Raw genomic sequence first — 25244 nt, 5'->3', positions numbered from 1 at the left:
TCAGGCGGGCACCGCCGTGACGACGATGTTGTCGCGGTACCTACGGGCCTTGGCGTCGAACGGCCCACCGCAGGTGATCAGGGTCAGTCGCGGCCTGCCGTCCCGGGCGAAGTAGCGGTCCAACGGGATCTTGGTCTTGGCGTACTCCTCCCGGGCGACGACCCGGTACCGCCGCGGCTTGCCGTCACTGCCGGTCGCGGTCAGGGTGTCGCCCTGGTCCAGCTCGCGCAGCCGGTAGAACGCGCCCTTGCCCTGTCTGGCGCTGTCCACGTGCCCGGCGATGACCACCGATCCCACGTCGGCCTCCAGGCCGGGGCCGTAGCGGTACCAGCCGATCTCGTCGACGCTCGGCGGCACCTCGAACTCGTTGGTGCGCTCGTTGATGCCGACCGCGTTGACCGTGGCGGTGACGCCGATCTCCGGGATGACCAGCCGGACCGGCGGGACGGCCTCGGCGCCGGCGGGCAGGTCGCCGACGGTCACCGGCACCGACGGGAGGGCCACGGTCGGGGTGGGGCTGGCCAGCGCGGTCGCCTCTTCGGTACCGACGTTTCCGGCCGGCTGTGAGTTGCACGCCACCAGGGTGGCGACGGTGAGCGCGGCAGCGCCGGCGGCCAGGGCCGCCAGCGCGCCGCGGTTGCGCACCGTCACTTGCGGCCGGTCCGCGCGGTCGCCATCCGCGCCCCACCACCGACCAGCAGGAGTACGCCGGCGCCGGCGAGCGCGTACCACCAGGCGCCCACGCCGGTACCCGCCTGACCACCGTCACCGCTCGGCACTCCGCCCGGTGCGGAGTGCAGGCCGGTGATCGTCTGGGCCACCACGTCGAGAGTCTTGCCCTCGGCGGAGCCGATGGCGTAGACGATCGTCGCGGTGCCCTCCTTGAGGTTCAGGTCCGCCGGGCCGATGGCCACGGTGTCGGTGCCCGCCAGCACCACGTCCGCCTTCACCGCGCCGGCGTCGACGTCGCCCTTGGCCTCGTTCGGGTTGGTCAGGCCCTTGAAGACCGGGGTGCCGCCGGCCCGTACGTCGACCGCCGGGGCGGCCGCCGTGTGCCGGACGATCAGGCGGGCCTTGCCGGCGTCGACCTTGGAGACGTCGTTCACGAACGGCGTGATCGTCGGCTTGCCGGCGGCGTCGAGGTGTGCGGCGATGCTGATGTTCGCACCGCCCGGGACCTTGGCGTCGTCGGCCTTGAGGATCGCGCTGCCGACCGGATCGCCGGGCTTGGTGAGGGCGATGTCGTACTCCCCCTCGGCCAGGTTCAACGGACCGGCGACGTTGCCGGGCTTGAAGTTGTCAAGCGTCTTCTTGCCGTTGACGTAGACGTCGACCGGGGTGTCCGGGATGCCGTGGACGACGGAGACCTTCGACGTGGCGGCGTACGCGGGGGTGGCGGTGAACGCGCCGACACCGGCGAAGGCGAGCGCGGCGACCGCGCCGCCCGCGGCGACCCGACGGAAGTACGAGAGCTGCATGTCTGCCTCCTGGTGATTGGTGCTGATTCGTCAGGCCTGGCTTGCAGAACGGGTTACGCCGGCTTCGCGACGGGCGGATGCGCTCTCGACGCGTTTCTTTTTCTCGGTTCCGAGCGCATCCAGATCACCGTCGGCGGCCGAAGAGCAGGTGAGATGACTGTGACCGGGAGAGTGGGGCGAGGGCTGTGGCAGCTACAGTCGGGCATGCCCCATCGAAGGCGGGCCACCCCGTGACGGCGCTGCCACCGCAACCGGACCCACCGGCGGACGACCTCGCGGCCCGGTTCCGGGCCGGCGACGAGGCGGCGCTGCGTGCGGCGTACGAGCGCTACGGCCGCGCCGTCCTGCACCTGGCGACCACCATGCTGGCCAACCGGGCCGACGCCGAGGACGTGACCCAGGCGACGTTCGTGGGCGCGTGGCTGGGCCGGGAGACCTTCGACCCGGCCAAGGGCTCGCTGGTCGGCTGGCTGCTCGGCATCGGCCGACGCAAGGTGATCGACCGCCTGCGCGCCTCGGCGCGGGAAACCCGGGTGGTGGAGACGGTCCGGCAACTGCCCGAGCCCGCGCAGACCGGGCCGGACCCGGACCGGGTGGTGGATCGGCTGGTGATCGCCGACGAGCTGGCACGCCTCCCGGGCGACCAGCGACGCATGCTGGAGTTGGCCTTCTACGACGACCTGACACACCAGCAGATCGCCGCGGTGACCGGGGTGCCGCTGGGCACCGTGAAGAGTCACATCCGGCGCGGCATGGCGAGCTTGAAACGCAGATGGGAGGTGGATGGTGCAGCACCTGGAGCACGAGCGGCTGGTCTTTCTGGCGCTCGGTGAGAGCGAGGCGGACGACGGGGAGCACACCCACCTCGACACCTGCGCGCACTGCCGCACGGAGCTGACGACCCTGCGGCAGGTGGCCGGGCTCGGCGCCGAGACGCAGGGCCTCGGCGACCTGCCCGACCCGCCGGAGCACATCTGGCAGGGCATCGAGGCGGAGATCCGAGCGGCCGAGGGCGACGTGGTCCAGGCCCGCACGGTGGGGGCCGTGGCGGCGCTGACCCGGGCCGGCCGGCCGCAGGTGCCCGCGCAGGCCCACGGGACGACGGCCGAGGACGCCGACGACAGCGCCGCCTCCTCGACGGTCACCCGGCTGGACGCGACGCGCCGGCCCCGCCGATCTCGCGGCTGGTCCCGGTGGGCGGCCACGGCGGTGACCGCCGTCGCGGCGGCGGCGATCGGGGTGGTGGGCACGGTGTCGGTGCTCGAGCCGACAGAGCCGACGCCTGCGAAGACGCCGACGGTGCTGGCCAGCGCGCCACTGGCGGCCTTCGGCTCGACGCCGAAGTCGGCCCAGGGCGACGCGCGCGTCCTGCAGGGCGGTCAACTACATCTGCATGTGGCGAATCTCCCGCGCGTGCCGGGGTACTACGAGGTCTGGCTCATCAACCCGACGACCATGGAGATGTTCTCGATCGGCACCCTCGGTGGCGACGCGGACGCTCTACTGCCCCTGCCCCCGAACGTCGATCTCAAGAGCTATTCGGTGGTCGACGTGTCCGCCGAGCAGTACGACAACAACACCCGCCACTCCGGCGACAGCCTGTTGAGGGGCACCCTGACGGGCTGATCGGCGGGCCGGCTCAGCTCCCCGGCCCGCCGATCAGCTCCCCGCAGAAGAAAGTGGCCGCCCGTCGCGACGGGCGGCCACTTTCTGCGTCACACGCTCACTTGCGCTTGCGGATCTCCTCGGCGGCCTGCGGGACGATCTTGAACAGGTCGCCCACCACGCCGAAGTCGGCCAGCTCGAAGATCGGCGCCTCACCGTCCTTGTTGACTGCGACGATCGTCTTCGAGGTCTGCATGCCGGCCCGGTGCTGGATGGCGCCGGAGATGCCCAGCGCCACGTAGAGCTGCGGGGAGACGGTCTTGCCGGTCTGGCCCACCTGGAACTGGTGCGGGTAGAAGCCGGAGTCGACGGCCGCGCGGGACGCGCCGACGGCGCCACCGAGCAGGTCGGCCAGCTCCTCGACCAGCTTGAAGTTGTCGGCGTTGCCGACGCCACGACCGCCGGAGACGACAATGCCGGCCTCGGTCAGCTCGGGCCGGGAGCCCTTCTGCTCGGCGACCCGCTCGACGACCCGGGCCAGCTTGTCGGTGTCGGTGACCGACACGGCGAGCTGCTCGATCGTCGGGGTGGCCGCCGCCGGGGCGGGAGTGACCGAGTTCGGCCGCACGGTGACCAGCGGCAGGCCCTTGGTGACCTTGGACTTGACGATGGTGGAGCCGGCGAAGGCGACCTGGGTGGCGGTGCCGTCGGCGTCCAGGCCGACCACGTCGGTCAGGATGCCGTTGTCGAGCTTGACGGCGAGCCGGGCGGCGATCTCCTTGCCCTCCTGCGCCGACGCCAGCAGCACGGCGGCCGGCTGCACCCGCTGGACCAGCTCGGCCAGCACGCTCGCCTTGGGGGCGACCAGGTAGCCGTCGATGTCGTCACCCTCGGCGGCGTAGATCTTCTGGGCGCCGTACTCGCCCAGCTTGGCGCTCAGCGCCTCGGCGGCCCCGGGTCCACCGAGCACCACCGCGCTCGGGGTGCCCAGCTCACGGGCGAGGGTGAGCATCTCGAGGGTGACCTTCTTGACGCCGAATTCCTTGGTGGCTTCGACGACGACGAGAACCTCAGACATGTCTCAAAGCCCCTCTCACACGAACTTCTCGGTGGCGAGGAACTCGACCAGCTTGACGCCGCCCTCGCCCTCGTCGGTGATCTTGGCGCCGCCGGAACGCGCCGGGCGCTTGGTGTGCTCGACGACGGTGCTGGTCGCGCCGTCGAAGCCCACCTCGGTCGGCGCGACGCCCAGGTCGGCCAGGGAGTACGTCTGCACCGGCTTCTTCTTCGCGGCCATGATGCCCTTGAAGGAGGGGTAGCGCGGCTCGTTGATGGTGTCCCAGACGGAGACCACGGCCGGGGTGGCGGCCGTGACGACCTCGTACCCCTCCTCGGTCTGCCGCTCGACGGTCAGCGTCGCGCCGTCGACGGTGAGCTTGCGCGCGCCGGTGAGCGCCGCGACGCCGAGCCGCTCGGCGATCATGTGCGGCATGACCTGCACCCGGCCGTCGGTGGACTCCGCGCCGCAGATCACCAGGTCGGCGTTGAGCTGCCCGAGGGCGGCGGCGAGCACCTTGGACGTCGCCACCGCGCAGGAACCGTGCAGGGCGTCGTCCACCACGTGCACGGCCTTGTCGGGACCCATGGAGAGCGCCTTGCGGATCGACTCGGTCGCCCGGTCCGGACCCATGGTCAGGATGGTGACCTCGCCGCCGTGCGCCTCCTTGATCTTCAGCGCCTCCTCGATGGCGTACTCGTCCATCTCGTTAATCACGTTGTTCGCCGAACCGCGGTCGACGGTGTTGTCGTCACTGCGCAGGTTGCGGTCCGCGCCCGAATCAGGCACCTGCTTGACGAGTACGACGATATTCATCGCGCTTCGACGACCCTCCTGTGTGGTGTTGCGATTGGCTCGCCCGGTCTGGGCCGCAGCCTCGCGTGTCGGTCGACGCCCGGTCAACCGCGGGCTGCTGTGCAGTTGCCCACGCGGCAATGTTACCTGCCAGTAGGTTACCGCTGCCGGGCACACAGAGTGACACAGGTCACCGGCGTGGCGCAGGTCAGACGGACTCGGCCAGCGCGCCCCGGATCCGGTCGATGACCGCGGCCTCGGCCGGGGCCACCCCGTCGTGCGCGTGGGCCACCCGGTCCGCGGCGTTCAACACCACCGACCGGTACGCCTCGACGTCGTCCGGCGACTTCTCCCGCAGGATCCGCACCGCCCGACCGAGCGCCGGCAGCACCACCGACTCGATCTCCAACTGGGAGTCCCGGGGCAGGCGGGGCAGCGGGCCGGTGGTCAGCGCCTCCTTGACCACGCCACTGGCGTCGGCCAGCGCGCCGGAGGCGGCCACGCTCTCCCGGATCACGCCCAGCATCCCCGGGTCGGCGTTCGAGACCAGGAAGACCGCGCCGAACGCGCCCGTCTTGAGGGTCAGGCGCTCCTCGTCCGTCAACCGCTGCTCCATGATCACGGAGTGTAGACGTACGGCGTGGTCGTGGTGACCGCGACGAGGCCGAGTCGCTGGAGGATCGGCCGGCTGTCCTCGGAACAGTCGACCTGGATGAGCGTCCGACCCCGCTGCTCGGCCAGCCGCGCCCGGTAGTTGACCAACGCCCGGTAGATGCCCCTGCGCCGCCACTGCGGCAGGGTCGAGCCGCCCCAGAGGGTGGCGAAGCCGGTGTTCGCCAGGTACCGCACCCAGCCGGCGCTCACCACCACCCCGTCCGCCTCGGCCACCACCACGGTGATCGAGTTCGGGTCGGCGTCGATCTCCTTGGCCAGACCCGTCACCAGGTGCGAACGGTCCGCCTGCCAGACCTCCTCCTCCATGGCGGCGATCCGCTCCAGGTCCTCCCGGGCGGTCACCTCACGCAGGCGTACCCCCTCGGGAACCACCGGCAGCGCGGCGGCGAGCGGCGCGACCGGCCCGACCACGACGGTCTCCCGGTCTTCCGGCACGAAGCCGGCGGCGCGGAGGCGGTCCGCCAGGTCGGCGGGCTCGTCGTGCTCGTTGAGCTTCCACTCGACCGACATGCCGCGCTCGCGGAAGAACCGCACCTGCCGGGCGATCAGCTCGTCCAACGCGTCGCCGGTCAGCCCGCCCAGGTCGCGGTACGTGAGGAAACCGCCCGCGTCCAGCCCGATGATGCGGACGAGCGGTCCGTCGCGCTCCACGGTCACCCCGGCCGGGACCGGGTCGGGGATCTCCGGGCGGATCTGGTTGTCGTAGGCGTCACGCAGGGTGTTCACATCAAGATCGGTCACCAGACCAGGCTACGGTCCGGGGGAAACGGATAATCTGCCCACGTGTGGGAAGCGATCAGGCGATGGTTCGACCCGGCGGAGGCGCGCGCCGTCGGTGAGAGACCGGACTACCGGTTCTCCCTCGCCAACGAGCGGACCTTCCTCGCCTGGCTGCGCACCGGTCTCGCGCTGGTCGGCGGCGGGCTGGCCGCCGCGCAGTTCCTGCCGCCGCTGCCGATGAGCCACCTGCGGGAGGTCATCGCGGTCGCGCTGCTGCTGCTCGGCGGCGCCGTCGCCATCCGCGCCGTGGACCACTGGGCGCGTACCGAACGGGCCATCCGGCTCGGTCAGGAGCTGCCCGCCTCCCGCTTCCCCGCCATCCTCGCCCTCGCCGTGGGCGCGGGGGCGATCCTGCTGGTGCTCGCGGTCCTGGCCCGGGCGATCGGGGAACGGTGAGCGCCGTACGCGACCCGGGGTTGCAACCGGAGCGGACCCGGCTGGCCTGGCGGCGCACCCTGCTGACGCTGACCGTGGTGACCGCGCTGGCGGTCCGGCTGGCGTCGAACGGCGGCCTGTTCGGCGCGCTCGTCGTCGGCGCGGCCGTGCTCGTCTGGGGCGGCCTGCTCGTGCTCTGCTGGCCGCGCGCCACCGGCGTCGGCGCGGCCCGTACCGGCGGCCGGACACTGCCGGTGGTCGCCCTGGGCACGGTCGGGCTCGCGCTGCTCGGCGTGCTGCTGACGGTTCGCGGACTACGCTGACGCGACGCCGTGCGCCATGATGGGTGCATGGCCCGGCTGTACGTTCTCCTCTTCCTGGCGCAGATCGTCCTCGCCGTCTGCGCGCTGATCAGTTGCCTGTCCGCCGAGGAGGGTCAGATCCGTGCCCTGCCCCGGATCGCCTGGGTGCTGATCATCCTGTTCTTCCCCCTGGTCGGGTCGATCGCCTGGTTCGTCGCCGGGCGCGAGCCCGGCGCCGCGACCCGCACGGTGTGGCCGGGTGGCACGAGCGCCGCCGAGCGGAAGCCGCGCCGTCCACTCGCTCCCGACGACGACCCGGAGTTCCTCCGCTCGGTGCAGGACCGCGCCAAGCAGCAGGACCAGGAACTCTTCCGCCGCTGGGAGGAGGACCTGCGGCGGCGTGAGGACGACCTGCGCCGGCGCGACGGTGAGCCGCCCCGCGAGGGCGACCGGCCGGAGGTGTGACAGCGCCGCCGTCGCCCCGCGCGGGACGACGGCGGCTGCCGGCTCGACTCAGGCCAGGTTCGACGAGCGGGGGTACGCGTCGGTCGGGTCGGTGAGCACGTTGACCAGGTACGGCACGCCGGAGTCGAAGGCCCGCTGGAGTGCCGGCTGAAGGTCGGCCGCCTTCGCGACCGTCTCCCCCGCACCACCGAGCGCGCTGACCACCGTGTCGTAGCGCAGCTCCGGCTGGAGGTCGGCGGCCACGTCGTAGCCGTACATGGCCCGCATCGGGTGCTTCTCCAACCCCCAGATGCCGTTGTTGCCGACGACGATCACCACCGGCAGCTTCTGGCGGACCAGCGACTCGACGTCCATCAGCGAGAAGCCGGCCGCGCCGTCGCCCATCAGCACGCAGATCTGCCGGTCCGGGTGGCTGACCCGGGCCCCCATCGCGTAACCCATGCCGGTGCCCAGGCAGCCGTACGGGCCCGGGTCCAACCAGGTGCCGGGCTGCGACGGCTCCAGGTAGCGCCCGGCGTACGAGACGAAGTCGCCGCCGTCGCCGATGGTGATCGCGTCGCGGGCGAGCACCCGGCGCAGCTCGCCGTAGATCCGGGCCGGCCGGATCGGGTCGGTCTCGGCGGCCATCTCGGCCGCGTCGCGGGCGCGGGCGGCGTCCTCGGCGACCCGCAGGTCGGCGATCCAGTCGGTGTGGTCGGCCCGGTCACCGGCGTGGTCGGCCAGCGCGGAGAGGATCAGGCGCAGGTCACCGGCGGGGGCGACGGCCGGCTGCACGTGCGTGGCGCGCTGACTGGGGGCGTCGACGATGTGCACGACCTTGGCGTCGCCGAAGTCACCGAAGCTGAGCCGGAAGTCCAGCGGCGTGCCGACCACCACGACGACGTCGGCGCCGGAGAGCGCGGCGCGGCGGGCCTTGGCGAAGGCGAGGGGGTGCTCCGGGGGCAGGGAGCCGCGGCCCATCCCGTTGGTGAAGACCGGCACCTGCAACGCCTCGGCGGCCTCGCGCAGGGCCGCCACCGCGTCGCCCGCGTACACGTCCGAGCCGGCGATGATGACCGGTCGCTGTGCGCCGGCGATCAGCGTCGCGGCCCGGCTGACCTCGTCCGGGTCCGGCTCGACGGCGTCGACGCCGGACGGCGCGGGCAGGTCGGTCTCGGCGACCGAGAAGACCGTCTCCAGCGGGAAGTCCAGGAAGACCGGGCCCCGGTGCGGGGTGAGCGCGGCGGTGAGGGCGGCACCCACCGCACGCGGAATGTCGTCGGTGCTGAACACCGTCTCGGCGTGCTTGGTGACCGGGGCGACCAGCGGCAGGTGGTCCATCTCCTGGAGGCTGCCCGACCCCCACCGGAACGCGGGTGCCCGGCCACCGAGCACCAGCACCGGGGACGCGTTGAAGAAGGCGCTGGTCAGGCCGGAGATGCCGTTGGTGACACCGGGGCCGGCGGTGAGCACGGCGAGGCCGGGTCGGCGCTGAAGCTTCGCCACCGCCTCGGCCGCGAAGACCGCCGACTGCTCGTGCCGGACGTCGTAGATCGGGAAGTCGGCCTTGTGCGCGGCGTCGTAGAGCGGGAAGACGTGGCCGCCGGAGAGGGTGAACATCTCCCGTACCCCGTGCGCCCGCAACGCAGCGAGCGCCAGTTCCCCGCCGTGACCTTCGATCCGCTCCGTCATCGCCGCTCCTTTGGTCGCAGATGGCCGACGTCACACGTTACTGGCCGGTAGGCAGAATGTGAACCGCTCTCGGTTTGCCGTCGACCCGACCGGTCAGCGGCCGGTGAAGTCCGGCTTGCGCTTCTCGACGAACGCGGTCATCCCCTCGCGCCGGTCGTCGGTCGCGAACAGCGCCGCGAAGAGCTGACTCTCCCAGGCCAGGCCCGAGTTGAGGTCCATGTCGAGGCCGCCGTCGACCGCCAGCTTCGCGGCGCGCAGGGCCTGCACAGGACCCTTGAGGTACGGCGTGACGAGCGCGACGGCTGCGTCGTACACCTCGGCGGCCGGTACGACCCGGTCGGCGAGACCGATCCGCAGCGCCTCCTGGGCGTCGACCATCCGCCCGGACATGATCAGATCCTTCGCCCGCGCCGGACCCACGAGACGCGCCAGCCGCTGCGTGCCGCCCGCACCGGGAATGACGCCCAGCTTGATCTCCGGCTGGCCGAGCTTGGCGTCCTCGGCGACCACCCGCCAGTCACAGGCCAACGCCAGCTCGCAGCCGCCGCCGAGGGCGTACCCGGTGATCGCCGCCACCACCGGCTTCGGGATGCGGGCGATCGCGCCGAGCGCGCTGGACAGGGCCGCGGCCCGGTCGGCCATGTCCACGTAGGACATCTCGGCCATCTGCTTGATGTCCGCCCCGGCGGCGAAGACCTTCTCCCCGCCGTACACGATGACGGCGCGGACCTCGGGATCGGCGGTGGCCGCCGTGGCGGCGGCGCGCAACTCCTCCTGCACCTGCGTGTTGAGCGCGTTCATCGGCGGCCGCTCCAGCCGGATGGTGCCGATGCCGTCAGTGGTCTCCAGCCGAACGAACTCGCCCACGCTGCCCTCACTTCCTCGTCGAAGTCGCGTGCCAACCTTACGACCCGGGTCGTTGGGGTAAGTAGTGTGGTGTCAGCCCCGCGGGCGGGAGTCCAGCCATGATCACTTTCTACGACGACCGGTCGGTACGGGTCACCTCCAACGCCGTCCAGGTCGACGGGCGCAGCTATCCCCTGGCCGAGATCACCATGGTCTGGCACCGCCGTGGCAGCCGCTCCTGGCGGGTGCTCGCCGGGCGAGGCGCGATCGGCGCCGCCCTGGCCGGCCCGCTGGTCGCTGCGGTGCTCGGCATCGGCGTGGCCGTCTGGCTGCACCGCTCACCCACCGTCACGATCGCGATCGTGGGCGCCTCGGTGCTGGTCGGGCTGGCCGTCGGTCCGGTCGCCGACTTCCTCTTCGAGCACCTGGACCGTTCGTACGCCAGGGGCAGCCGCCAACTGGAGATCTGGGCCCGCTGGCGGGGCCAGCCGGTGCGTTTGCTGCACACCCGCGACGCGCTGCGCTTCGGCCAGATCTACCGGGCGGTCCAGCGCGCCATGGAGGCCAGCCAGCCCGCCCGCCCCGCCGCCCGCCGCTAGCCCACCCTCGCCCCCGCACCCCGCCCCCGCGCCCCTCTCCCCCGCCGATCTTGCAGTTTCTGCTGTCGAGAGCAACTGCTATGCCCCCTTATGTCGCAGCACAAAGTGCAAGATCGGCGAGGCGGGGGCGGGGCAGGCGCGCGGGGCGGAGGGCGCGCGGGGTTGCCTGGCGGTGGTTAGGCTTAGTGATGACCCTCTATTACCGGGACGACGCGGTGCAGGTGACATCCGAGTCGATCCGGGCGGGCGGTCAGGTGATCGCCCTGCCCGACGTGACGTTCGTCTGGCACCAACGGGGGCCGAAGACGCTCGCCGTACGCGGCCGGGTGCTGGGTCGCGGTGTGCTGGTCCTGCTGCTGTCGCTGCCGCCCCTCGTCGCGCTGGTCTGCGTGGTGTCGCTGGCGTGGTCGGCCCAGGACCGGGGCAACTGGCAGTTGGCGCTGATCATCCTCGCCGCCTGCGCGGTGGGGGCGCTGGCGTTGGCGCCCTTCCTGGAGATCCCCCTCGGCTGGCTGGACCGCTCCTACGAGCGCGGCAGTCACGTGCACGAACTGTGGGTGCAGCACCACGGTCAGGAGCACATGCTCCTGCGCACACCGGACGCGCTACGGTTCGGACAGATCTACCGGGCCGTGCAGCGCGCCGTCGAACAGCAGGGGGACCATCGATGACCACCCGACACGGCGAGGCCGTCGGCTTGGCCGGGCTGCTCGCCGCGGCCGGCGTCACCCATCTGCTGCGTCCCGGCTACTACGACCCGATCGTGCCTCGTACGCTGCCCGGTCCGGCCCGCTTCTGGACGTACGCCAGTGGGGTCGCCGAATTGGCGTTGGCTGCGGCGGTGGCGCACCCTGCCACCCGGCGGACAGGTGGTCGAGCCGCCGCCGCGCTGTTCGTCGCCGTACTGCCGGCCAACGTGAAGATGGCGGTCGACTGGCGGCACCGGCGGCCGGCGAGGCGGGCGATCGCCTACGGCCGGGTGCCGATGCAGGTGCCACTGATCTGGTGGGCGCTGCGCGTCGCCCGCGCCACCCGCTAGAGCCCCCGGTCAGTTCAGGTCAGCGGCAGGGTGGCGGCGATCGGCCAGCCCAGCAGGGCTGCGCCGACGATGGCCGGTAGCCAACGCGGGGGCGCGTACCGATCCAGGACGGCGGCCCACAGCACGTGCCAGCCGAGCAGTACCGCGAACAGCGGCACCACCAGCAGCACGAACCCGGGCGCCAGGCCCACCACCGCCGCCGTGCTCAGCACGACCACGGTGACCGCGACGACCAGCGCGCGACGCCACGTCCGGCCGGCCGCGACCTGCTCCACGCCCAGCAGGAACAGCAGGCACGCACCCAGCACCAGGGGAAGCAGCCACCAGCGGGCGCCGACCGGCCGCGCCGAGGTCAGGCCGAGGTGGATCGGCAGCGCCACGGCGAGAATCGCGTACGCCGCCAGCGCCACGGCCGCGACGGCGATCCGCGCCGGTGTCCGCCTGCCGATCTCGGCGTCGACGGGCATCCGTGTGCCGCCCGGCAGCCAGCGTTGCCCGCCGATCGTCAGGATGCCGGTGAGCAGCAGAAATCCGCTGACGTAACCGCCGACCGCCAGCGGGAGACGGTTGGTCGGCAGGACGACCGCGGCAGCCGCGGCGAGACCGCTGGCGACGACGGCGAGCCCGAGCAGGGCCCAACCGCGCAGCGCCGGCCCCACCGGCACCCGTTCGGCCCCCGGAAGCGCGACCGCGTACCGCCCGCCCGGAGCGTGCGCCGGAGCACCGCGCCCGCCGACCGCTGGCGCCACGGCAGGCCGTCGGCCCAGGAGCAGCGCTGCCAGGGGCACCAGGCCGACGGCGAACGCGACCAGCAGCAGCGCCGCGCCGGTGAGACGGGCGAACGGACGGGGCGGGCCGTCCCGGTCCACGCTGGGCAGCCAGCGGGCGATCTCCTCGTGGGTGCGCGGGGCGAAGAGCACCGAGGTGTGCTCCACCCCCGGCACCACGACGGCGGGCCGGCGACCCACCGTCGCGCCCCGCCGGGCGGCGTCGTCGGCTGCCCGCCGGAACCCCGGGAACTCCGCGCCGCCCACGATCAGCAGCAGGTCGCTCGGCCGACCGGGGGGCAGCTCGCCGGCCTCGGGCAGCGAGATCGCCACGGTCCGGGCGATCTCGGGATGCCCGGCCGCGTAGCGGGTCACCGCGCCGGCGCCCATCGAGTGGCCGACCAGCATGATCTGGGTCGGGTCCACGTCCGGTTGGGTACGCAGGTGTCCGACGGCGATGTCCAGGTCGGCGGCGAGCGTCGGGGGCGACGTGCCGGTACCGAGCCGGGCCGGGTTGGCACCGTGCCCGGCGAAGTCGAACACCAGCGCGACCGCTCCGCGACGGGCGACGGTGTCGGCGATCGGACGCATCAGCCGTGCCGAGCCGGCGAAGCCGTGTGCGATCACCACGCCGGGTCGCCGGACGTCCGGGTTCGGCGGGCCGGCGCGTACCTCGGTCATCGGCACCCCGTCGACGGTGATCTGCCGCACGGTGAGGCCGGCGTCGGCGCGTACCAGCACCGTCGCGCCGAGCGCGGCGGTGACCGCCGCGAGCACGGCGAGCAGGACGGCGATCCGGGTGCTCGGCGGGTGGCGCGGCGGTACGGCCGACATGCCGGCACCCTACCGCCGAGCACCGCGTCCCGGACCGGGCCGACAGCCGCGAACGAGCGGTTGTGGCAGGACCGACGCACACTTGGTCCCATGGCACTTCCCCTCCCCACCCCAACCGCCGTGGTCGGCCTGACCCGCTCCGCCCTCGACCAGGCGCTCGGCTCGGCCGCCTCGTTCGCCGCCGTGCCCGCCCGCGCGTTCGCGGTGCTGGACGGGGTGGAAGCGCTGCTGGCCAGGATCAACGGCGTGGTCGATCGGATCGAGACGACCCTGGACCGGACCGATGGGGTACTCACCGACGCCGAGACGGCGGTCCGTGAGGTGGCGGTGATCAGCGCCGCCGCGACCACCGCCGTCGACACGGCCACCGAGGTGGCCGCGGCCGCCGCCGTGGTGGTGAACGAGGCCGACAAGGTCGCGCGCCTCGCGGGCACGGTGGTCACCGGGGCCGACGCGGTGGCCGGCAACGCCGCGGTCACCGTGGACACGGCCGCGCGGGCCGCGGCCACGGCGGCCGAACTGCTGGCGGCGTACGAGCCGGCGCTGCGCCGGGCCGCGCCGATGGCCGACAGGTTCGTGGCGGAGCTGAGCCACGAGGAGATCACGGCGGCGATCCACCTGATCGACGAGTTGCCCAAGCTCAAGGAGCACCTGACCGCCGACATCCTGCCGATCCTCGCGACCCTCGACCGGGTCGGGCCCGACCTGCACGATTTGCTCGACGTCACCCGTGACCTCAAGCTCGCCGTGGCCGGCATCCCCGGCCTCGGCATGCTGCGTCGGCGGGGCGAGAAGCTGAGCGACGAACCCGCCGACTGACCCACGCGCAGACGGCCGGATCAGCAGTCGCAGGTTGCCTTCGTGGGTGCGGTCAGGTCGTCGACGGGACGTCGGGTCAGTCCGCTCTCGGTCTCCACCGGCAGCCCCTCCCGTACCCAGTACTCGAACCCGCCGAGCATCTCCTTGACCGGAATGCCGAGCCGGGCGAACTCCAGCGCCGCCCGGGTCGCGCCGTTGCAGCCCGGGCCCCAGCAGTAGGTGACCACCGCTGTACCGGCGGGGATCTCCTCCGGTGCGCGGGCGGCGATTTCGGCGGTGGGCAGGTGCACCGCTCCCGGCAGGCGGCCCTGCGCCCACGCGGCCACTCCCCGGGAGTCGACCACCACGAGCCCGGGGGTACGGGCGGTCAGGTCGGCGTGCACGTCACTGACATCCGTCTGGACGCTGAGTCGGGCGAGAAAGTGGGCGGCCGCGACGTCCGGAGCGGCTGGCGGGACGGCAAGGGTGAAGGTCATGCCACTGATCGTGGCCGGCCGGACGGTCCAAGACGAGTGGCGGCAACGACGTCCTGCGCTAACATCCCGCCATGTCGAGCAGTGCGGTGGGTAGCCGTCCGAGGGCGCTGCCGTCGCCGCGACGGCCGGCCGCCGGTCACCGCGTCGCGGTGCTCGCGTACCCGGGGATGTCGGTGTTCGAGACCGGCATCGTCACCGAGGTGTTCGGGCTGCCCCGCCCCGAGTTCGACGTCGACTGGTACGACCTGGTGATCTGCGCCGAGAGGCCGGGGCCGGTGCCGGTGGTCGGCGGGGTCAGCCTGCACACCCCGTACGGCCTGGCGGAGCTGGCGGCGGCGCGGACGGTGATCGTGCCCGGCGTGCCGGACGTGACCGCCGACCCGTCGCCCGCGCTGGTGGCCGCGCTGCGGACAGCGCACGCCCGCGGCGCTCGGATCATGTCGATCTGTTCGGGCGCGTTCGCGCTGGCCGGCGCCGGGCTGCTGGACGGGCGGCGGGCCACCACCCACTGGCGGTACGCGGAGCTGCTGGCACGGCGGTACCCGCGCGTCGAGGTGGATCCGAACGTGCTCTACCTCGATGACGGCGACCTGCTCACCAGCGCCGGCAGTGCCGCCGGGCTCGATCTCAGCGTGCACGTGGTGCGGCGCGATCACGGCGCGGCGATCGCCAACGCGGTCGCCCGGCGGCTGGTCATCCCGCCGCACCGGGACGGCGGCCAGGCCCAGTTCGTCGAGGCGCCGGTGACGGCCGACCCGGACGACGACCGGATCGCCGCCAGCATCGACTGGGCGCTCGCACACCTCGCCGAGCCGCTGAGCGTCGCCCGGCTCGCCGGACGGGCACACATGTCACCGCGCACCTATCTGCGGCACTTCACCCGCGCCACCGGGACCAGTCCGATCCGGTGGCTCATCGACCAGCGGGTTCGGGCCAGTTTGGCGCTGCTGGAGGAGACCGACGCCGCGATCGAGCAGATCGCGGGTGCGGTGGGCTTCGACACCCCGGTCACCTACCGCCACCACTTCGGACGGATCATGCTGACGTCGCCATCGGCCTACCGGCGGGCCTTTCGGACGGGCGCCGGCCGGCCGGCGTGACGTGGCCGGGCCGGTCGACCTCGCGGCCCTCGACGACGGGTCAGCCCGGCGCGTACAACGCGTCGATCTCGGCCCGCTGCGGCAGCGCCACCGAGGCGCCGAGCTTGCGTACGCAGGCCGCGCCGGCCGCCGCCGCCCAGCGTACGGCGTCGACGACGTCCCGCCCCTCGCCCCAGCCGACCGCCAGCGCGGCGGTGAACGCGTCGCCGGCCGCCGTGGAGTCGACCACGTCCACCCGGATGGCGGGCACGTGCACCTCGGCGCCCTCCCGGTCGACGTACCAGGCCCCCGCGTCACCGAGGGTGAGTACCGCGCGGGGCACCAGGTCGAGCAGCGCCCTCGGGTCGTCCCGGCCCCGGCCGGTGAACGCCTGCGCCTCACCCTCGTTGACGACGAGCAAATCCACGGCTTCGAGCAGCTCCGGAGGAAGGTCCCGGGCCGGTGCGGCGTTGAGGACGACCCGGGTGCCGGCGGCGCGGGCGGCCAGCGCCGCGGCGGTCACCGTGGGCACCGGGACCTCCAACTGGGCGACCAGGACGTCCGCCTCGCGTACCGTGGCCAACTCCTCGTCGGTGAGGCCGACCAGCGCGTCGTTCGCGCCGGGGGTGACGACGATGGCGTTCTCCCCCTGGCCGTTCACCATCACGAGCGCCACGCCGGAGGTGCCGTACACCACCCGCAGGTGACCGGTGTCCACGCCGGCCGCCGTGATGCGGGCGCGGAGCGTCACGCCGAACGCGTCGGAGCCGATCGCGCCCAGGAAGGTGCAGGAGGCGCCGGCCCGGACGGCGGCGATGGCCTGGTTGGCGCCCTTGCCGCCGGGCACCATCACGAAGTCGGTGCCGAGCATGGTCTGGCCCGGCCGGGGCAGCGAGGGGGCCATCGCGACCAGGTCCATGTTGGCGCTGCCCACCACCACCACCCGCGTCGGCGACATGGTCACCCGCTCAGGCGGCGCGCGCGGTGTAGCGGTCGCCGGAGCGCTCGACCACCAACGGCAGACCGAAGGTCTTGGAGAGGTTGTCGCCGGTCAACGTCTCGGCCAGCAGGCCCTGGGCGACGACCGCGCCCTCGCGCAGCAGCAGCGCGTGGGTGAACCCGGGCGGGATCTCCTCCACGTGGTGGGTGACGAGCACCATGGCGGGGGCGTCCGGGTCGTACGCCAGCTCGGCCAGCCGGCCGAGCAGGTCCTCGCGGCCACCGAGGTCGAGCCCGGCGGTGGGCTCGTCGAGCAGCAGCAGCTCCGGGTCGGTCATCAGCGCCCGGGCGATCTGGACGCGCTTGCGTTCTCCGTCGGAGAGGGTGCCGTAGCGGCGCTCGGCGAGGTTGCCGACGCCGAGCTGGCTGAGCAGCGCCCGGGCCCGCGCCACGTCGCCGTGCTCGTAGCTCTCCCGCCAGCGTCCGACCACCGACCACGCTGCGGTGACCACCACATCGCTGACCTGCTCGTCGGCGGGCACCCGCGCGGCGAGCGCGGCCGTGGTGAGCCCGATGCGGGTCTGCAGCTCGTTGATGTCGGTGCGCCCGATCCGCTCACCGAGGACGTACGCGACGCCGGTGGTGGGGTGCAGCCGACCGGCGGCCAGGTTGAGCAGGGTGGTCTTGCCCGCGCCGTTGGGGCCGAGCACCACCCAGCGCTCGTCCAGCTCGACGCGCCAGGTCAGGTCCTGCAACAGGGCGTTGTCGGAGCGGCGTACGCCCACGCTGTCGAGGCTGACCACCAGATCCGGGTCCACGGGTGCGGCGGCAGGCGCGGCGCCGGCAGCGCCGGGGATCAGGTCACCAGTCACCCGACCATCCAACCACGCAGGAGTGGCGTGCCCCCCACGGGCGGCGCTCTGGCCATAGGGTGAGGCACCGTGTCGTTGATCACCACAACCCAGGGACGGCCCATGCCCGGTCGAGGTTTGGCGCCGCGCGGATGAGCGCGGTCATCGAGATCGAGGGTCTGCGCAAGACCTTCCGCAGTCTGCGCAGCGGCAGGAGGGTGGCGGTCGACGGGTTCGACCTGCTGGTCGAGGCGGGACAGATCCACGGTTTCCTGGGGCCCAACGGCTCGGGTAAGACCACCACGTTGCGCGCCCTGCTCGGGCTGGTCCGCGCCGACAGCGGGCGGATGACGGTGTTCGGCGAGCCGTCGCCGGAGCTGCTGCCCCGGGTGGCGGGCCAGGTCGGCGCCATCGTGGAGAGTCCGCAGTTCTTCGGCAACTTCACCGGCCGTCGTACGTTGCGACTGCTGGCCCGCGCCGGCGGGGTGTCGATCTCGCGGGTGGACGAGGCGCTGGAGCTGGTGGGCCTGCGCGACCGGGGCGACGAGCGGGTGAAGGGCTACTCGCTGGGCATGAAGCAGCGCCTCGCGGTGGCGTCCGCGCTGCTGAAGGATCCGCGTCTGCTCATTCTCGACGAGCCGGCGAACGGCCTCGATCCGGCGGGCATCCGCGAGATGCGCGACCTGATGCGGTCACTCGCCGCCGCCGGGGTGACCGTGCTGGTGTCGAGCCACATCCTGGGCGAGATCCAACTGATCTGCGACCACGTCACGATCATTTCGCGGGGGCGTCGGGTGGCGACCGGCCGGGTGGACGAGGTGCTGGCTGGTCACGACCGGCACGAGTTCCTGGTCCGGGTGGCCGAGCCCGAGCGTGCCGCCGACGTGCTACGCGCGGCGGAGCTGACGGCCGCCGTCGAGGGCGAGACGCTGGTGGTGAGCGGGGCGACCGACCCGACGGTCATCAGCCGCGCCCTCGGTGAACAGGATCTGTGGGTCGCCGAGCTGACGCCGCTGCGACCCGACCTGGAGAGCGTCTTCCTGGAGCTGACCGGGGCCGGGGAGCACCCCTCGGTGCCCCGTCAGGTCGACGAGGCGGCACGACCGGTGGACGCCGACGGCGCGCCGGTGATCGATCTCGACGTTCGGGGAGTGGACGCGTGAACCTGGTCCGGGCCGAGTTGGAGCGGCTCTCCGCACGCCGCTTCGTGCAGCTCATGATCGTCCTGCTGGTGCTGGCGTTCGGCATCACGGCCGCGACCACGCTGGCCGGGTCGCACCAGCCGAGCGCCGAAGAACTCTCCTCGGCACGGCAGCAGGCCATCGAGGCGCGGCGGAGCATGGAGGTCAGCTACCAGCAGTGCCTGGCCCGGCGGGACGGGATCTCGACCCCCGACACCCAGGACTACCTGCCCGCCGACTGTTCCGACATGGACCCGGCCCAGCAGGACCGGTTGCCGATCACGTCCGACTACCTGTCGGGGGTGTTCAACTTCGCCGAGCAGGCCAAACCGCTGCTGTTCTTCCTCATCGCGTTCCTGGTGCTGTTCGGTTTCCTGGTCGGCGCCTCGTACATCGGGGCGGACCTGAACTCCGGTGGGGTCGTGAACCTGCTGCTGTGGCGGCCACGCCGGCTGACGGTGCTGGGCGCGAAGCTGGGCACGCTGCTGGCCGCCATGTTGGCGCTGGCGGTGGTCGCCTCGGTGGCCTACCTGGCCACCTTCTGGGTGATCGGGCAGACCGCCGGGCTGGCCGGTCGGCTCGACGGTGACTTCTGGAGCTCGCTGGGCGCCATCCACGGCCGGGGCCTGGTGCTGGTGCTGCTGGCCACCGCGTCGGGTTTCGCCATCGCGACGCTGGGCCGGCACACGTCGGCGGCGCTCGGGGTGGTCGCCGCATACGCGGTGGTGTGGGAGCTCGGCGCCCGGCTGGTGCTGGCGATCGTCGATGCCCGGCGGCCGGAACAGTTGATGCTCTCCACGTACGTCGGGGCGTGGCTCAGTGGCGAGGTGCGGATCTGGGATTCGCAGCTCTGTCGGCGCAACTTCAGCGGCACGTCCTGCGAGGGCTTCTACACCCTCACCTGGAGACCGTCGCTGGCGGTGCTGCTCGCGGTCGCCGGTGGGTTGACCGTGCTGGCCTTCGCCGCCTTCCGCCGCCGTGATCTGAACTGAGGGGGCAACGGCCGCCCGGTGGCAAGAGCTTGCAGCCGGGCGGCCAGCGGTGAAATATTCCTTCACATGACCGCCGCAGCGGGCTCAGCCGACGGTGGAGCCGAACACCTCGTCACGGACGGCGTTCAACGCGGTACGCAGGGCGCCCCGCAGGATCGGCTCCTCGGTGAGGCCGGTGGGCACCACCCGCGGCCGGACCAGGGTGATCGCGGCGACCTCCCGCTGCACCCGGTCGGCGAGCGCCGTGCCGCCGGCCTGGCCGACCTCGCCGGCCAGCACGACCAACGGCGGGTCGAGCACCACGCAGGTGCTGGCCACGCCGAGCGCGAGCCGGCGGGCCAACTCGTCGAGCATCGAACCACCGGCGGCGCCGGCCGCGACCGCCGCACGCACCGCGCCGGCGGCGTCCGGCGCGGAGAAGCCGTGCTCACGGGCCACCGAGCGCACCGAGTCACCGCCGATCACCTGCTGGAAGGCGGGCTTCGCGCGCCGCGAGACATCGCGTGGGATGGGTGCGCCGGGCACCGGCAGGTAGCCGATCTCGCCCGCCGCTCCGCTGCTGCCGTGGTGCAGCCGCCCACCCAGCATGATCGCCAGGCCGACACCGGCGCCCACCCAGACCAGGACGAAGTCCGCCACGCCCTGCGCGGCGCCGGACTGCGCCTCGGCCACCGCGGCCAGGTTGACGTCGTTCTCGAAGACCACCGGGGTGTGCAGGTCGTCCCGCAGCGCGGCCAGCAGACCGCTGTGCCAGCGCGGCAGGTTGAAGGCGAAGGTGATGTCGCCGGTCTGCGGATCGACCAGGCCCGGCGTGCCGAGCACGATCCGTCGGACGCTGCTGAGCTGCGCCTGGGCGCTACTGGCGGCCTGCACCACGGCGTTGTGCACCACGCCCACCGGATCGTCGGTGTCCCGCGTCGACTGCTCCACCCGGCCGATGACGGCACCGGTGATGTCGGCGCAGGCGGCCACCACCCGGTCCGGCCCGACGTCCACCCCGACGACGTGCGCGCTGCTCGCGCGTACGGCGTAGAGCTGGGCGTTCGGCCCTCGCCCGCCGGCCTGCTCGCCGACCCGGCTGACCAGGCCGCGCTCCTCCAGGCGCTCGACGAGCTGCGAGGCGGTGACCTTGGACAGGCCGGTCAGCTCGCCGAGGCGGGCCCGGGTGAGCGGTCCCCGCTCGAGGAGCAGTTCCAGCGCCGCACGGTCGTTGAGCGCCCGCAACAGGCGGGGGGTGCCGGGCAGCCGGGTCGCACTCATGCCACGTCCTCTAGTTTTAGTAAACTTTGCTAACTGTAACCGACCTGCGAACGGGTAGCCGTAGCGTAACGGTCACCCGGAGGCAGAGCGCTCGGCCAACCCGGCAGGGCGACGACCACCGCGGGTACACGTTCGTATCCACGGGAAGCGAAGGGGGAAATCTCGTGGGGCTCGATCCAGGACTGCGCCGGCTCGCGCTGGGCACCTTGCTCGCCGCGTACCCGGGAGCGGTCCCGCCGCAGTGGGCGGTCGACCTCGTGGCCGACGGCCTGGCCGGGCACACCCTCTTCGGCACGAACGTGCACGACCCCGCGCAGGTTGCGGCGAGCACGGCGGCGCTGCGCGCCGGACGGTCGGACGTGCTGATCGCCATCGACGAGGAGGGTGGCGACGTGACCCGGCTGGCCCACGCCACCGGTAGCCCGTACCCCGGTAACGCCGCCCTCGGCGCGGTCGGCGACGTGGCGCTCACCCGCCGGGTCTACCAGTCGATCGGCGCAGAGCTGGCCGCGCTGGGCGTCACCGTCAACCTGGCCCCCACGGTCGACGTGAACACCGCCGACGACAACCCGGTGATCGGCACCCGCTCGTTCGGCGCCGACCCGCTACGGGTGGCCGCACACTCGGCCGCCGCCGTCGGTGGCCTCCAGGCCGCCGGTGTGGCCGCCTGCGCCAAGCACTTCCCCGGACACGGCGCGACGGTCACCGACTCCCACCACGAGCTGCCCACGGTGGACGTACCGCTGGAACTGCTCCGCCAGCGCGACCTGCCGCCGTTCGCCGCGGTCGTCGCGGCCGGCACGCAGGCCGTGATGACCGCGCACATCCGGGTGCCGGCGCTGACCGGCGACGGGCCGGCAACCTTCAGCCGGGCCGTCCTGGTCGACCTGCTGCGGGGCGAGTATGGCTTCACCGGCACGGTGATCACCGACGCCCTGGAGATGAAGGGCGCGGCGGTGGCCGCCGGGGGCGTCGGGCCGGCCGCCGTACGGGCGCTGTCGGCCGGCGCCGACCTGCTCTGCATCGGCGCACAGGTCGACGCCGCCCTGGTCGAACGGGTGGCCGCCGAGATCGTCGAGGCGACCACCGACGGTCGACTGCCGCTCGCGCGGGTGGAGGAGGCGGCCGGCCGCGCCGCCGCGCTCGCCGCCTGGACCCGGGCCGCCGGCCGGTCGTCGGCCACCCCCGACCCCGATCTGGGGTACGCGGCGGCTCGCCGGGCGGTGCGGGTGGAGGGACTTCTCACCGGCCTGGACCAGCCGCTGGTGGTGCAGTTGCACACCGAGTCCACGATGGCCGAGGGCCGGGTGCCGTGGGGCCTCGGCCCGCACCTCGACGGTGGACGCGAGATCCGCGTCGTGGCCAGCGAGACCGATCAGGCGGCCGTCCGCGAGTTGGCCGGGGACCGGCCGATCGTGCTGGTCGGGCGGCACCTGCATCGGCTGCCCGGCGGCCCGGAACTGGTCGACGCGCTGGCCGCCGCGCATCCGGTGACCGTCGTGGAGATGGGCTGGCCGGGGGCGTGGCGACCGTCCGCCGCACGGGCGTTCGTCACCACGTACGGCGCGAGTCACGCCAACGGACGGGCGGCGGCCGAGGCGCTCGGCCTGGCGGGTTGACCCTGCGTTACTGATCGGCTCACCAACGTCACCGCGCTTCGTCGCAGGTCAAGTCCACTATTCGACACTCCGACCCGACTGCTCGCATCTTGCAGCTTGCAGTTTCGATACGTAGCGTGATCGATATCGGATCGGCGCGTCAGTGGTACGGCCGATCGGAGAGAGCCGGGGCCTGGGGGCAGGTTGCGGACCGTGGATCCGGCCCGGGATCCACGGTCCGCGCACTGAGCCCACCTCAGCGCGGATACACCCCGTACGCCCGCCAACCCCGGTCCGGGAAGCCCGCCGCCTCCGCCACCCGGGCCGAGGCCTGGTTGTCCCTCTCGTGCAGGTAGGTCGGCACCGCGCCCTCGTCCAGGACCCGCCGCGCCGCCTGCGCCACCAGCCGACGTGCGAGGCCCCGGCCGCGGGCCGCCGGCGCGGTGCCGACGGCGAGCTCGTGCCCGTACGCGTCGTGGCGTTTGATGGCGGCGCCCGCCAGGTAGGCCCCGTCGACATCGCGCACCACCAGCACCGGCCTGTCGAACAGCCGCAGCCAGGGCGGCAGCCCAGGGGTCGTCGAGGCGACCCACTCGCCCACGTCGGGCAGGGGCGCGGGCGAGAGAGTCCAGCGGAAGGGGCCGTCGTGAATGCAGAAGGCGGGCTGCCCGACGGCCTCCGGCAGTACGGCAAGCAGCCGTTCCGGCGCGCGCTCGATCAACGCCCGGACAGCGGCGACCCGCTCCGGCGCGACGGAGAGCACCGCGCTCCGGCCGGTGTCCACGGCGAGGGCCGGGCGCAGCCGGCCGTCCCAGGCCGGCAGTGCCCGCCGGCGCGAGGCGACCACGTGCAGCCCGGGCCCGGCCGGCCACTGGCCGAGCCAGGAGGCGAGGTGCAGCTGCAACCGCCGGTCGAGCATGCGTACCTCCCGTCGCCCCACACGTCGTGATCACCGTACGCCTGGGCGGCTCGACCGGGCGGACCATCGCGCCGGCGTGGGACGCTGCCCGAGATCCGGGAATCAGCTCGCCACATCGACCGTCATAGGTATTTCCATACCTGGACACCTTTCTCTGCCACGGTATGGGCATGCCGATTCAGCCGAACGACCGTTTCCACCAGCACCCCGCGCGACTCTGGCGAGCAGGCGAGGCCGCCACGGACACCCCGACGCAGGCGGGGTACCGGGTGGTCCGTGCGACGGGCGGGCTGCCCTGGGCGGCGCTGAACGAGCTGCCGGCCAGCTCCGGCCGGCACGGCCTCAACCGGCGCTGAACCCACCGACGCGGCGGCTGCGACGGACAGCGTCGGGGACGACACACCGCAGGAGGACCAGCGACGGCATTCGCACACCTGTCGGGTAATTTCGTGCAGGTCCGGCACCCCGGCCTACGACAGGAGAAGCTCCGCGCATGGGCAAGAAGACGATCCACGTCTCCGACTTCACCGGAACCGTTCTGCAGCAGGACGACGAGGTGGTTCGTGTCGTCGTCCTGGAGCACCCGGACCTGGTCGCCGGGCCCGTGCAGCTCGACGCCACACCGGGCGAGGTGGAGAACATCGACGACGCCGCGCTGGACGTGGCGGTGGTCGAGATCCACGACCGGCACGGCGGGGGCGAGCCCCGGCGGGTCGTCCTGACGGCGAGCGAGTTCGACGCGATGGCCACCGACGTCCCGATGGCGCAGTTGTTGAAGACGGCCGAACGGGTCCGCCCGCCCAAGGCCCGCAAGAGCGCCGAAAAGATCGACTACGGCACGTTGGAGCACGCCGGCAAGCCGCACCGGGGCCGCGTCACCGAGGAGGAGGCCCGGCTGGTCCGCGAGCAACTCGACGAGGTCAACAAGCGGCTCGCGGACGCGGGCGTACGCCAGATCGACCCGGCCGATCCGGAGCACGCCCTGCGCTACGGCTTCCCCGAGGCGTCCTGACCCCGGTTCCTACTGCTGAGCGACGGCGGCGGCGAGGGCGGCGGCCAGGTCGGCTTCGACCGCCGCCTTGTTCAGGCCGAGGTCGGTGAGCACTCCGGCGCCGTCCTCCTGCTCCAGCAGGGCGAGCAGGATGTGCTCGGTGCCGATGTAGTTGTGCCCGAGGCGCAGCGCCTCCCGGAAGGTCAGCTCCAACGCCTTCTTGCCGTCGGCGTTGTAGGGAATCAGGTCGGGGACGTCGCCGCTGGCGGCCGGGAGGACGGCGCCGACGGCCTCGCGTACCGCCTCGGGGGTCGCGCCCCGACCGACCAGCACCCGGACGGCCAGGCCCTCCGGCTCGGCCAGCAGCCCGAGCACCAGGTGCGCGGGGCCGATCTCGGGGTTCCCGGCGGCGCGGGCCTCCTCCTGCGAGGCCATGACCACGTTGCGGGCTCGCGGGGTGAACCTCCCGAAGCCGGCGTTGGGATCGAGCGCCCCCGCGTCGCTGGAGCCCTTGGCCACGAAGCGCTTCTGGGCGGCCTGCTTGCTGACCCCCATGCTGCGACCGATGTCGGTCCACGACGCACCGGAGCGCCGGGCCTGGTCGACGAAGTGGCCGATCAAATGGTCGGCGACCTCACCGAGATGGTCGGCGGCGATCACCGCGTCGGTGAGCTGGTCGAGTGCGTCGGTGTGCGCCTTCTTGATCGCCTGGATCAGGTCGTCGAGCTTGACGGGGTTGCTCATCTGGAATGGCTCGGTCATGCGTCAACCATAGGTTGACGCCCACGTTTCGTCAACCATTGGTTGACGACATCCGTCGCCGAGTTGCCCGCTAGGGTGGGCGCGGCCGC

At 72.9% G+C, this 25244-nt stretch carries 30 protein-coding genes; 15 read left to right on the top strand and 15 right to left on the bottom strand.

The features are described from left to right. Together ACQP0N_RS06665 and ACQP0N_RS06660 are read right to left on the bottom strand one after the other, a co-directional pair. A complete protein-coding gene (locus ACQP0N_RS06665) occupies window positions 1–651 on the bottom strand; it encodes a class F sortase (RefSeq protein WP_433118444.1) in 651 nt (216 codons plus the stop codon). Continuing rightward, window positions 648–1478, bottom strand: coding sequence for a DUF4397 domain-containing protein (locus tag ACQP0N_RS06660; RefSeq protein WP_433118442.1), 831 nt, complete (start codon window positions 1476–1478; stop codon window positions 648–650). Before ACQP0N_RS06660 ends, ACQP0N_RS06665 begins: the two co-directional genes overlap by 4 nt. Before the next feature lie 230 nt (window positions 1479–1708). Between ACQP0N_RS06660 and ACQP0N_RS06655 the strand changes: the two genes are divergently transcribed. Next, window positions 1709–2311 carry an RNA polymerase sigma factor gene (locus ACQP0N_RS06655; RefSeq protein WP_433118439.1) on the top strand — a complete coding sequence of 201 codons (603 nt, stop codon included), beginning with the start codon at window positions 1709–1711 and terminating at the stop codon, window positions 2309–2311. Continuing rightward, window positions 2265–3104, top strand: coding sequence for an anti-sigma factor (locus tag ACQP0N_RS06650; RefSeq protein ID WP_433121470.1), 840 nt, complete (start codon window positions 2265–2267; stop codon window positions 3102–3104). Before ACQP0N_RS06655 ends, ACQP0N_RS06650 begins: the two co-directional genes overlap by 47 nt. A gap of 97 nt (window positions 3105–3201) precedes the next feature. On the opposite strand, the gene ACQP0N_RS06645 is transcribed toward ACQP0N_RS06650, so the two are convergent. The 4 genes from ACQP0N_RS06645 to ACQP0N_RS06630 form a co-directional block, all read right to left on the bottom strand. After that, complete coding sequence (locus tag ACQP0N_RS06645; protein ID WP_357173161.1) at window positions 3202–4161, bottom strand: electron transfer flavoprotein subunit alpha/FixB family protein; 960 nt, start codon at window positions 4159–4161, stop codon at window positions 3202–3204. A 15-nt stretch (window positions 4162–4176) separates the two neighbouring features. Then, window positions 4177–4956: an electron transfer flavoprotein subunit beta/FixA family protein gene (locus tag ACQP0N_RS06640; protein ID WP_433118435.1), complete on the bottom strand. Its 780-nt coding sequence runs from the start codon at window positions 4954–4956 to the stop codon at window positions 4177–4179. A gap of 187 nt (window positions 4957–5143) precedes the next feature. Further along, window positions 5144–5551, bottom strand: a complete 408-nt coding sequence (locus tag ACQP0N_RS06635; RefSeq protein ID WP_357173157.1) for a hypothetical protein — start codon at window positions 5549–5551, stop codon at window positions 5144–5146. 2 nt (window positions 5552–5553) lie between these two features. Further along, on the bottom strand, window positions 5554–6351 hold the full coding sequence (locus tag ACQP0N_RS06630) for a GNAT family N-acetyltransferase (RefSeq protein ID WP_433118432.1): 798 nt from the start codon (window positions 6349–6351) through the stop codon (window positions 5554–5556). Between the two features lie 42 nt (window positions 6352–6393). Here ACQP0N_RS06630 and ACQP0N_RS06625 point away from each other — a divergent pair, with 42 nt between their 5' ends. Genes ACQP0N_RS06625 through ACQP0N_RS06615 form a run of 3 tightly spaced genes read left to right on the top strand, consistent with a single transcriptional unit; the run spans window position 6394 to window position 7532 of the window. After that, window positions 6394–6786, top strand: a complete 393-nt coding sequence (locus ACQP0N_RS06625) for a YidH family protein (protein WP_355052131.1) — start codon at window positions 6394–6396, stop codon at window positions 6784–6786. After that, complete coding sequence (locus ACQP0N_RS06620; RefSeq protein ID WP_433118429.1) at window positions 6783–7088, top strand: DUF202 domain-containing protein; 306 nt, start codon at window positions 6783–6785, stop codon at window positions 7086–7088. The genes ACQP0N_RS06625 and ACQP0N_RS06620 overlap by 4 nt, the downstream gene beginning before the upstream one ends. 27 nt (window positions 7089–7115) lie before the next feature. Further along, window positions 7116–7532, top strand: coding sequence for a PLD nuclease N-terminal domain-containing protein (locus ACQP0N_RS06615; RefSeq protein WP_433118426.1), 417 nt, complete (start codon window positions 7116–7118; stop codon window positions 7530–7532). 48 nt (window positions 7533–7580) lie between these two features. Here ACQP0N_RS06615 and ACQP0N_RS06610 read toward each other — a convergent pair whose 3' ends face one another. Both ACQP0N_RS06610 and ACQP0N_RS06605 read right to left on the bottom strand, forming a co-directional pair. Continuing rightward, the gene (locus ACQP0N_RS06610; protein ID WP_433118424.1) at window positions 7581–9203 is read right to left on the bottom strand and encodes an acetolactate synthase; all 1623 of its coding nucleotides are present in this window, start codon (window positions 9201–9203) and stop codon (window positions 7581–7583) included. A 93-nt stretch (window positions 9204–9296) separates the two neighbouring features. Beyond that, window positions 9297–10070, bottom strand: a complete 774-nt coding sequence (locus ACQP0N_RS06605; protein ID WP_433118422.1) for an enoyl-CoA hydratase/isomerase family protein — start codon at window positions 10068–10070, stop codon at window positions 9297–9299. A gap of 98 nt (window positions 10071–10168) precedes the next feature. Between ACQP0N_RS06605 and ACQP0N_RS06600 the strand changes: the two genes are divergently transcribed. The 3 genes from ACQP0N_RS06600 to ACQP0N_RS06590 all read left to right on the top strand — a co-directional run bounded on the left by ACQP0N_RS06600 (window position 10169) and on the right by ACQP0N_RS06590 (window position 11687). Then, window positions 10169–10648, top strand: a complete 480-nt coding sequence (locus ACQP0N_RS06600; protein ID WP_433118419.1) for a DUF6232 family protein — start codon at window positions 10169–10171, stop codon at window positions 10646–10648. A gap of 188 nt (window positions 10649–10836) precedes the next feature. Beyond that, complete coding sequence (locus tag ACQP0N_RS06595) at window positions 10837–11319, top strand: DUF6232 family protein (RefSeq protein WP_355052125.1); 483 nt, start codon at window positions 10837–10839, stop codon at window positions 11317–11319. After that, window positions 11316–11687, top strand: coding sequence for a DoxX family protein (locus tag ACQP0N_RS06590; protein ID WP_433118417.1), 372 nt, complete (start codon window positions 11316–11318; stop codon window positions 11685–11687). The genes ACQP0N_RS06595 and ACQP0N_RS06590 overlap by 4 nt, the downstream gene beginning before the upstream one ends. A gap of 14 nt (window positions 11688–11701) precedes the next feature. On the opposite strand, the gene ACQP0N_RS06585 is transcribed toward ACQP0N_RS06590, so the two are convergent. After that, window positions 11702–13288, bottom strand: coding sequence for an alpha/beta hydrolase (locus ACQP0N_RS06585; RefSeq protein WP_433118415.1), 1587 nt, complete (start codon window positions 13286–13288; stop codon window positions 11702–11704). A gap of 90 nt (window positions 13289–13378) precedes the next feature. Between ACQP0N_RS06585 and ACQP0N_RS06580 the strand changes: the two genes are divergently transcribed. Then, on the top strand, window positions 13379–14107 hold the full coding sequence (locus ACQP0N_RS06580) for a hypothetical protein (RefSeq protein ID WP_433118412.1): 729 nt from the start codon (window positions 13379–13381) through the stop codon (window positions 14105–14107). A gap of 20 nt (window positions 14108–14127) precedes the next feature. Here ACQP0N_RS06580 and ACQP0N_RS06575 read toward each other — a convergent pair whose 3' ends face one another. After that, complete coding sequence (locus ACQP0N_RS06575; protein WP_433118410.1) at window positions 14128–14583, bottom strand: rhodanese-like domain-containing protein; 456 nt, start codon at window positions 14581–14583, stop codon at window positions 14128–14130. A 167-nt stretch (window positions 14584–14750) separates the two neighbouring features. Between ACQP0N_RS06575 and ACQP0N_RS06570 the strand changes: the two genes are divergently transcribed. Next, complete coding sequence (locus tag ACQP0N_RS06570; protein ID WP_433121468.1) at window positions 14751–15683, top strand: helix-turn-helix domain-containing protein; 933 nt, start codon at window positions 14751–14753, stop codon at window positions 15681–15683. Window positions 15684–15723: 40 nt separating this feature from the next. Here the strand turns inward: ACQP0N_RS06570 and ACQP0N_RS06565 are convergent, their stop codons facing one another. Further along, window positions 15724–16620, bottom strand: a complete 897-nt coding sequence (locus ACQP0N_RS06565) for a ribokinase (RefSeq protein WP_433121466.1) — start codon at window positions 16618–16620, stop codon at window positions 15724–15726. A gap of 10 nt (window positions 16621–16630) precedes the next feature. After that, window positions 16631–17473, bottom strand: a complete 843-nt coding sequence (locus ACQP0N_RS06560) for an ABC transporter ATP-binding protein (RefSeq protein ID WP_433118408.1) — start codon at window positions 17471–17473, stop codon at window positions 16631–16633. A 131-nt stretch (window positions 17474–17604) separates the two neighbouring features. Here ACQP0N_RS06560 and ACQP0N_RS06555 point away from each other — a divergent pair, with 131 nt between their 5' ends. After that, window positions 17605–18615, top strand: coding sequence for an ABC transporter ATP-binding protein (locus ACQP0N_RS06555; RefSeq protein WP_355052120.1), 1011 nt, complete (start codon window positions 17605–17607; stop codon window positions 18613–18615). Then, window positions 18612–19625: an ABC transporter permease subunit gene (locus ACQP0N_RS06550; RefSeq protein ID WP_433118406.1), complete on the top strand. Its 1014-nt coding sequence runs from the start codon at window positions 18612–18614 to the stop codon at window positions 19623–19625. Before ACQP0N_RS06555 ends, ACQP0N_RS06550 begins: the two co-directional genes overlap by 4 nt. 84 nt (window positions 19626–19709) lie before the next feature. On the opposite strand, the gene ACQP0N_RS06545 is transcribed toward ACQP0N_RS06550, so the two are convergent. Continuing rightward, window positions 19710–20885, bottom strand: coding sequence for an ROK family transcriptional regulator (locus tag ACQP0N_RS06545; RefSeq protein ID WP_433118404.1), 1176 nt, complete (start codon window positions 20883–20885; stop codon window positions 19710–19712). A 164-nt stretch (window positions 20886–21049) separates the two neighbouring features. Between ACQP0N_RS06545 and ACQP0N_RS06540 the strand changes: the two genes are divergently transcribed. Continuing rightward, on the top strand, window positions 21050–22504 hold the full coding sequence (locus ACQP0N_RS06540; RefSeq protein ID WP_433118402.1) for a glycoside hydrolase family 3 protein: 1455 nt from the start codon (window positions 21050–21052) through the stop codon (window positions 22502–22504). 235 nt (window positions 22505–22739) lie between these two features. Here the strand turns inward: ACQP0N_RS06540 and ACQP0N_RS06535 are convergent, their stop codons facing one another. Continuing rightward, complete coding sequence (locus tag ACQP0N_RS06535) at window positions 22740–23402, bottom strand: GNAT family N-acetyltransferase (protein WP_433118400.1); 663 nt, start codon at window positions 23400–23402, stop codon at window positions 22740–22742. A 170-nt stretch (window positions 23403–23572) separates the two neighbouring features. On the opposite strand from ACQP0N_RS06535, the gene ACQP0N_RS06530 reads away from it, so the two are divergent. Both ACQP0N_RS06530 and ACQP0N_RS06525 read left to right on the top strand, forming a co-directional pair. Then, complete coding sequence (locus tag ACQP0N_RS06530; protein ID WP_433118398.1) at window positions 23573–23758, top strand: DNA repair protein; 186 nt, start codon at window positions 23573–23575, stop codon at window positions 23756–23758. Window positions 23759–23895: 137 nt separating this feature from the next. Then, window positions 23896–24414, top strand: coding sequence for a hypothetical protein (locus ACQP0N_RS06525; RefSeq protein WP_124771885.1), 519 nt, complete (start codon window positions 23896–23898; stop codon window positions 24412–24414). A gap of 9 nt (window positions 24415–24423) precedes the next feature. On the opposite strand, the gene ACQP0N_RS06520 is transcribed toward ACQP0N_RS06525, so the two are convergent. Further along, window positions 24424–25155: a Clp protease N-terminal domain-containing protein gene (locus ACQP0N_RS06520; RefSeq protein ID WP_433118396.1), complete on the bottom strand. Its 732-nt coding sequence runs from the start codon at window positions 25153–25155 to the stop codon at window positions 24424–24426. Between the last annotated feature and the right edge of the window lie 89 nt (window positions 25156–25244).

It is taken from the genome of Micromonospora sp. CA-246542, from assembly GCF_050942905.1.
Lineage (GTDB): Bacteria > Actinomycetota > Actinomycetes > Mycobacteriales > Micromonosporaceae > Micromonospora.
The sequence above is the reverse complement of the archived record's forward strand: the minus strand, read 5'-3'. Positions and strand labels throughout refer to the sequence as shown.

What these genes read in the sequence shown, in the direction of transcription:
- ACQP0N_RS06580 (WP_433118412.1), top strand. Translation starts at nt 13,379, where the DNA reads ATGGCACTTCCCCTCCCCACCCCAACCGCCGTGGTCGGCCTGACCCGC.
- ACQP0N_RS06570 (WP_433121468.1), top strand. Translation starts at nt 14,751, where the DNA reads ATGTCGGTGTTCGAGACCGGCATCGTCACCGAGGTGTTCGGGCTGCCC.
- ACQP0N_RS06635 (WP_357173157.1), bottom strand. Translation starts at nt 5,551, where the DNA reads ATGGAGCAGCGGTTGACGGACGAGGAGCGCCTGACCCTCAAGACGGGC.
- ACQP0N_RS06645 (WP_357173161.1), bottom strand. Translation starts at nt 4,161, where the DNA reads ATGTCTGAGGTTCTCGTCGTCGTCGAAGCCACCAAGGAATTCGGCGTC.
- ACQP0N_RS06585 (WP_433118415.1), bottom strand. Translation starts at nt 13,288, where the DNA reads ATGTCGGCCGTACCGCCGCGCCACCCGCCGAGCACCCGGATCGCCGTC.
- ACQP0N_RS06590 (WP_433118417.1), top strand. Translation starts at nt 11,316, where the DNA reads ATGACCACCCGACACGGCGAGGCCGTCGGCTTGGCCGGGCTGCTCGCC.
- ACQP0N_RS06575 (WP_433118410.1), bottom strand. Translation starts at nt 14,583, where the DNA reads ATGACCTTCACCCTTGCCGTCCCGCCAGCCGCTCCGGACGTCGCGGCC.
- ACQP0N_RS06530 (WP_433118398.1), top strand. Translation starts at nt 23,573, where the DNA reads ATGCCGATTCAGCCGAACGACCGTTTCCACCAGCACCCCGCGCGACTC.
- ACQP0N_RS06660 (WP_433118442.1), bottom strand. Translation starts at nt 1,478, where the DNA reads ATGCAGCTCTCGTACTTCCGTCGGGTCGCCGCGGGCGGCGCGGTCGCC.
- ACQP0N_RS06615 (WP_433118426.1), top strand. Translation starts at nt 7,116, where the DNA reads ATGGCCCGGCTGTACGTTCTCCTCTTCCTGGCGCAGATCGTCCTCGCC.
- ACQP0N_RS06555 (WP_355052120.1), top strand. Translation starts at nt 17,605, where the DNA reads ATGAGCGCGGTCATCGAGATCGAGGGTCTGCGCAAGACCTTCCGCAGT.
- ACQP0N_RS06595 (WP_355052125.1), top strand. Translation starts at nt 10,837, where the DNA reads ATGACCCTCTATTACCGGGACGACGCGGTGCAGGTGACATCCGAGTCG.
- ACQP0N_RS06640 (WP_433118435.1), bottom strand. Translation starts at nt 4,956, where the DNA reads ATGAATATCGTCGTACTCGTCAAGCAGGTGCCTGATTCGGGCGCGGAC.
- ACQP0N_RS06600 (WP_433118419.1), top strand. Translation starts at nt 10,169, where the DNA reads ATGATCACTTTCTACGACGACCGGTCGGTACGGGTCACCTCCAACGCC.
- ACQP0N_RS06535 (WP_433118400.1), bottom strand. Translation starts at nt 23,402, where the DNA reads ATGCTCGACCGGCGGTTGCAGCTGCACCTCGCCTCCTGGCTCGGCCAG.
- ACQP0N_RS06565 (WP_433121466.1), bottom strand. Translation starts at nt 16,620, where the DNA reads ATGTCGCCGACGCGGGTGGTGGTGGTGGGCAGCGCCAACATGGACCTG.
- ACQP0N_RS06520 (WP_433118396.1), bottom strand. Translation starts at nt 25,155, where the DNA reads ATGACCGAGCCATTCCAGATGAGCAACCCCGTCAAGCTCGACGACCTG.
- ACQP0N_RS06525 (WP_124771885.1), top strand. Translation starts at nt 23,896, where the DNA reads ATGGGCAAGAAGACGATCCACGTCTCCGACTTCACCGGAACCGTTCTG.
- ACQP0N_RS06545 (WP_433118404.1), bottom strand. Translation starts at nt 20,885, where the DNA reads ATGAGTGCGACCCGGCTGCCCGGCACCCCCCGCCTGTTGCGGGCGCTC.
- ACQP0N_RS06610 (WP_433118424.1), bottom strand. Translation starts at nt 9,203, where the DNA reads ATGACGGAGCGGATCGAAGGTCACGGCGGGGAACTGGCGCTCGCTGCG.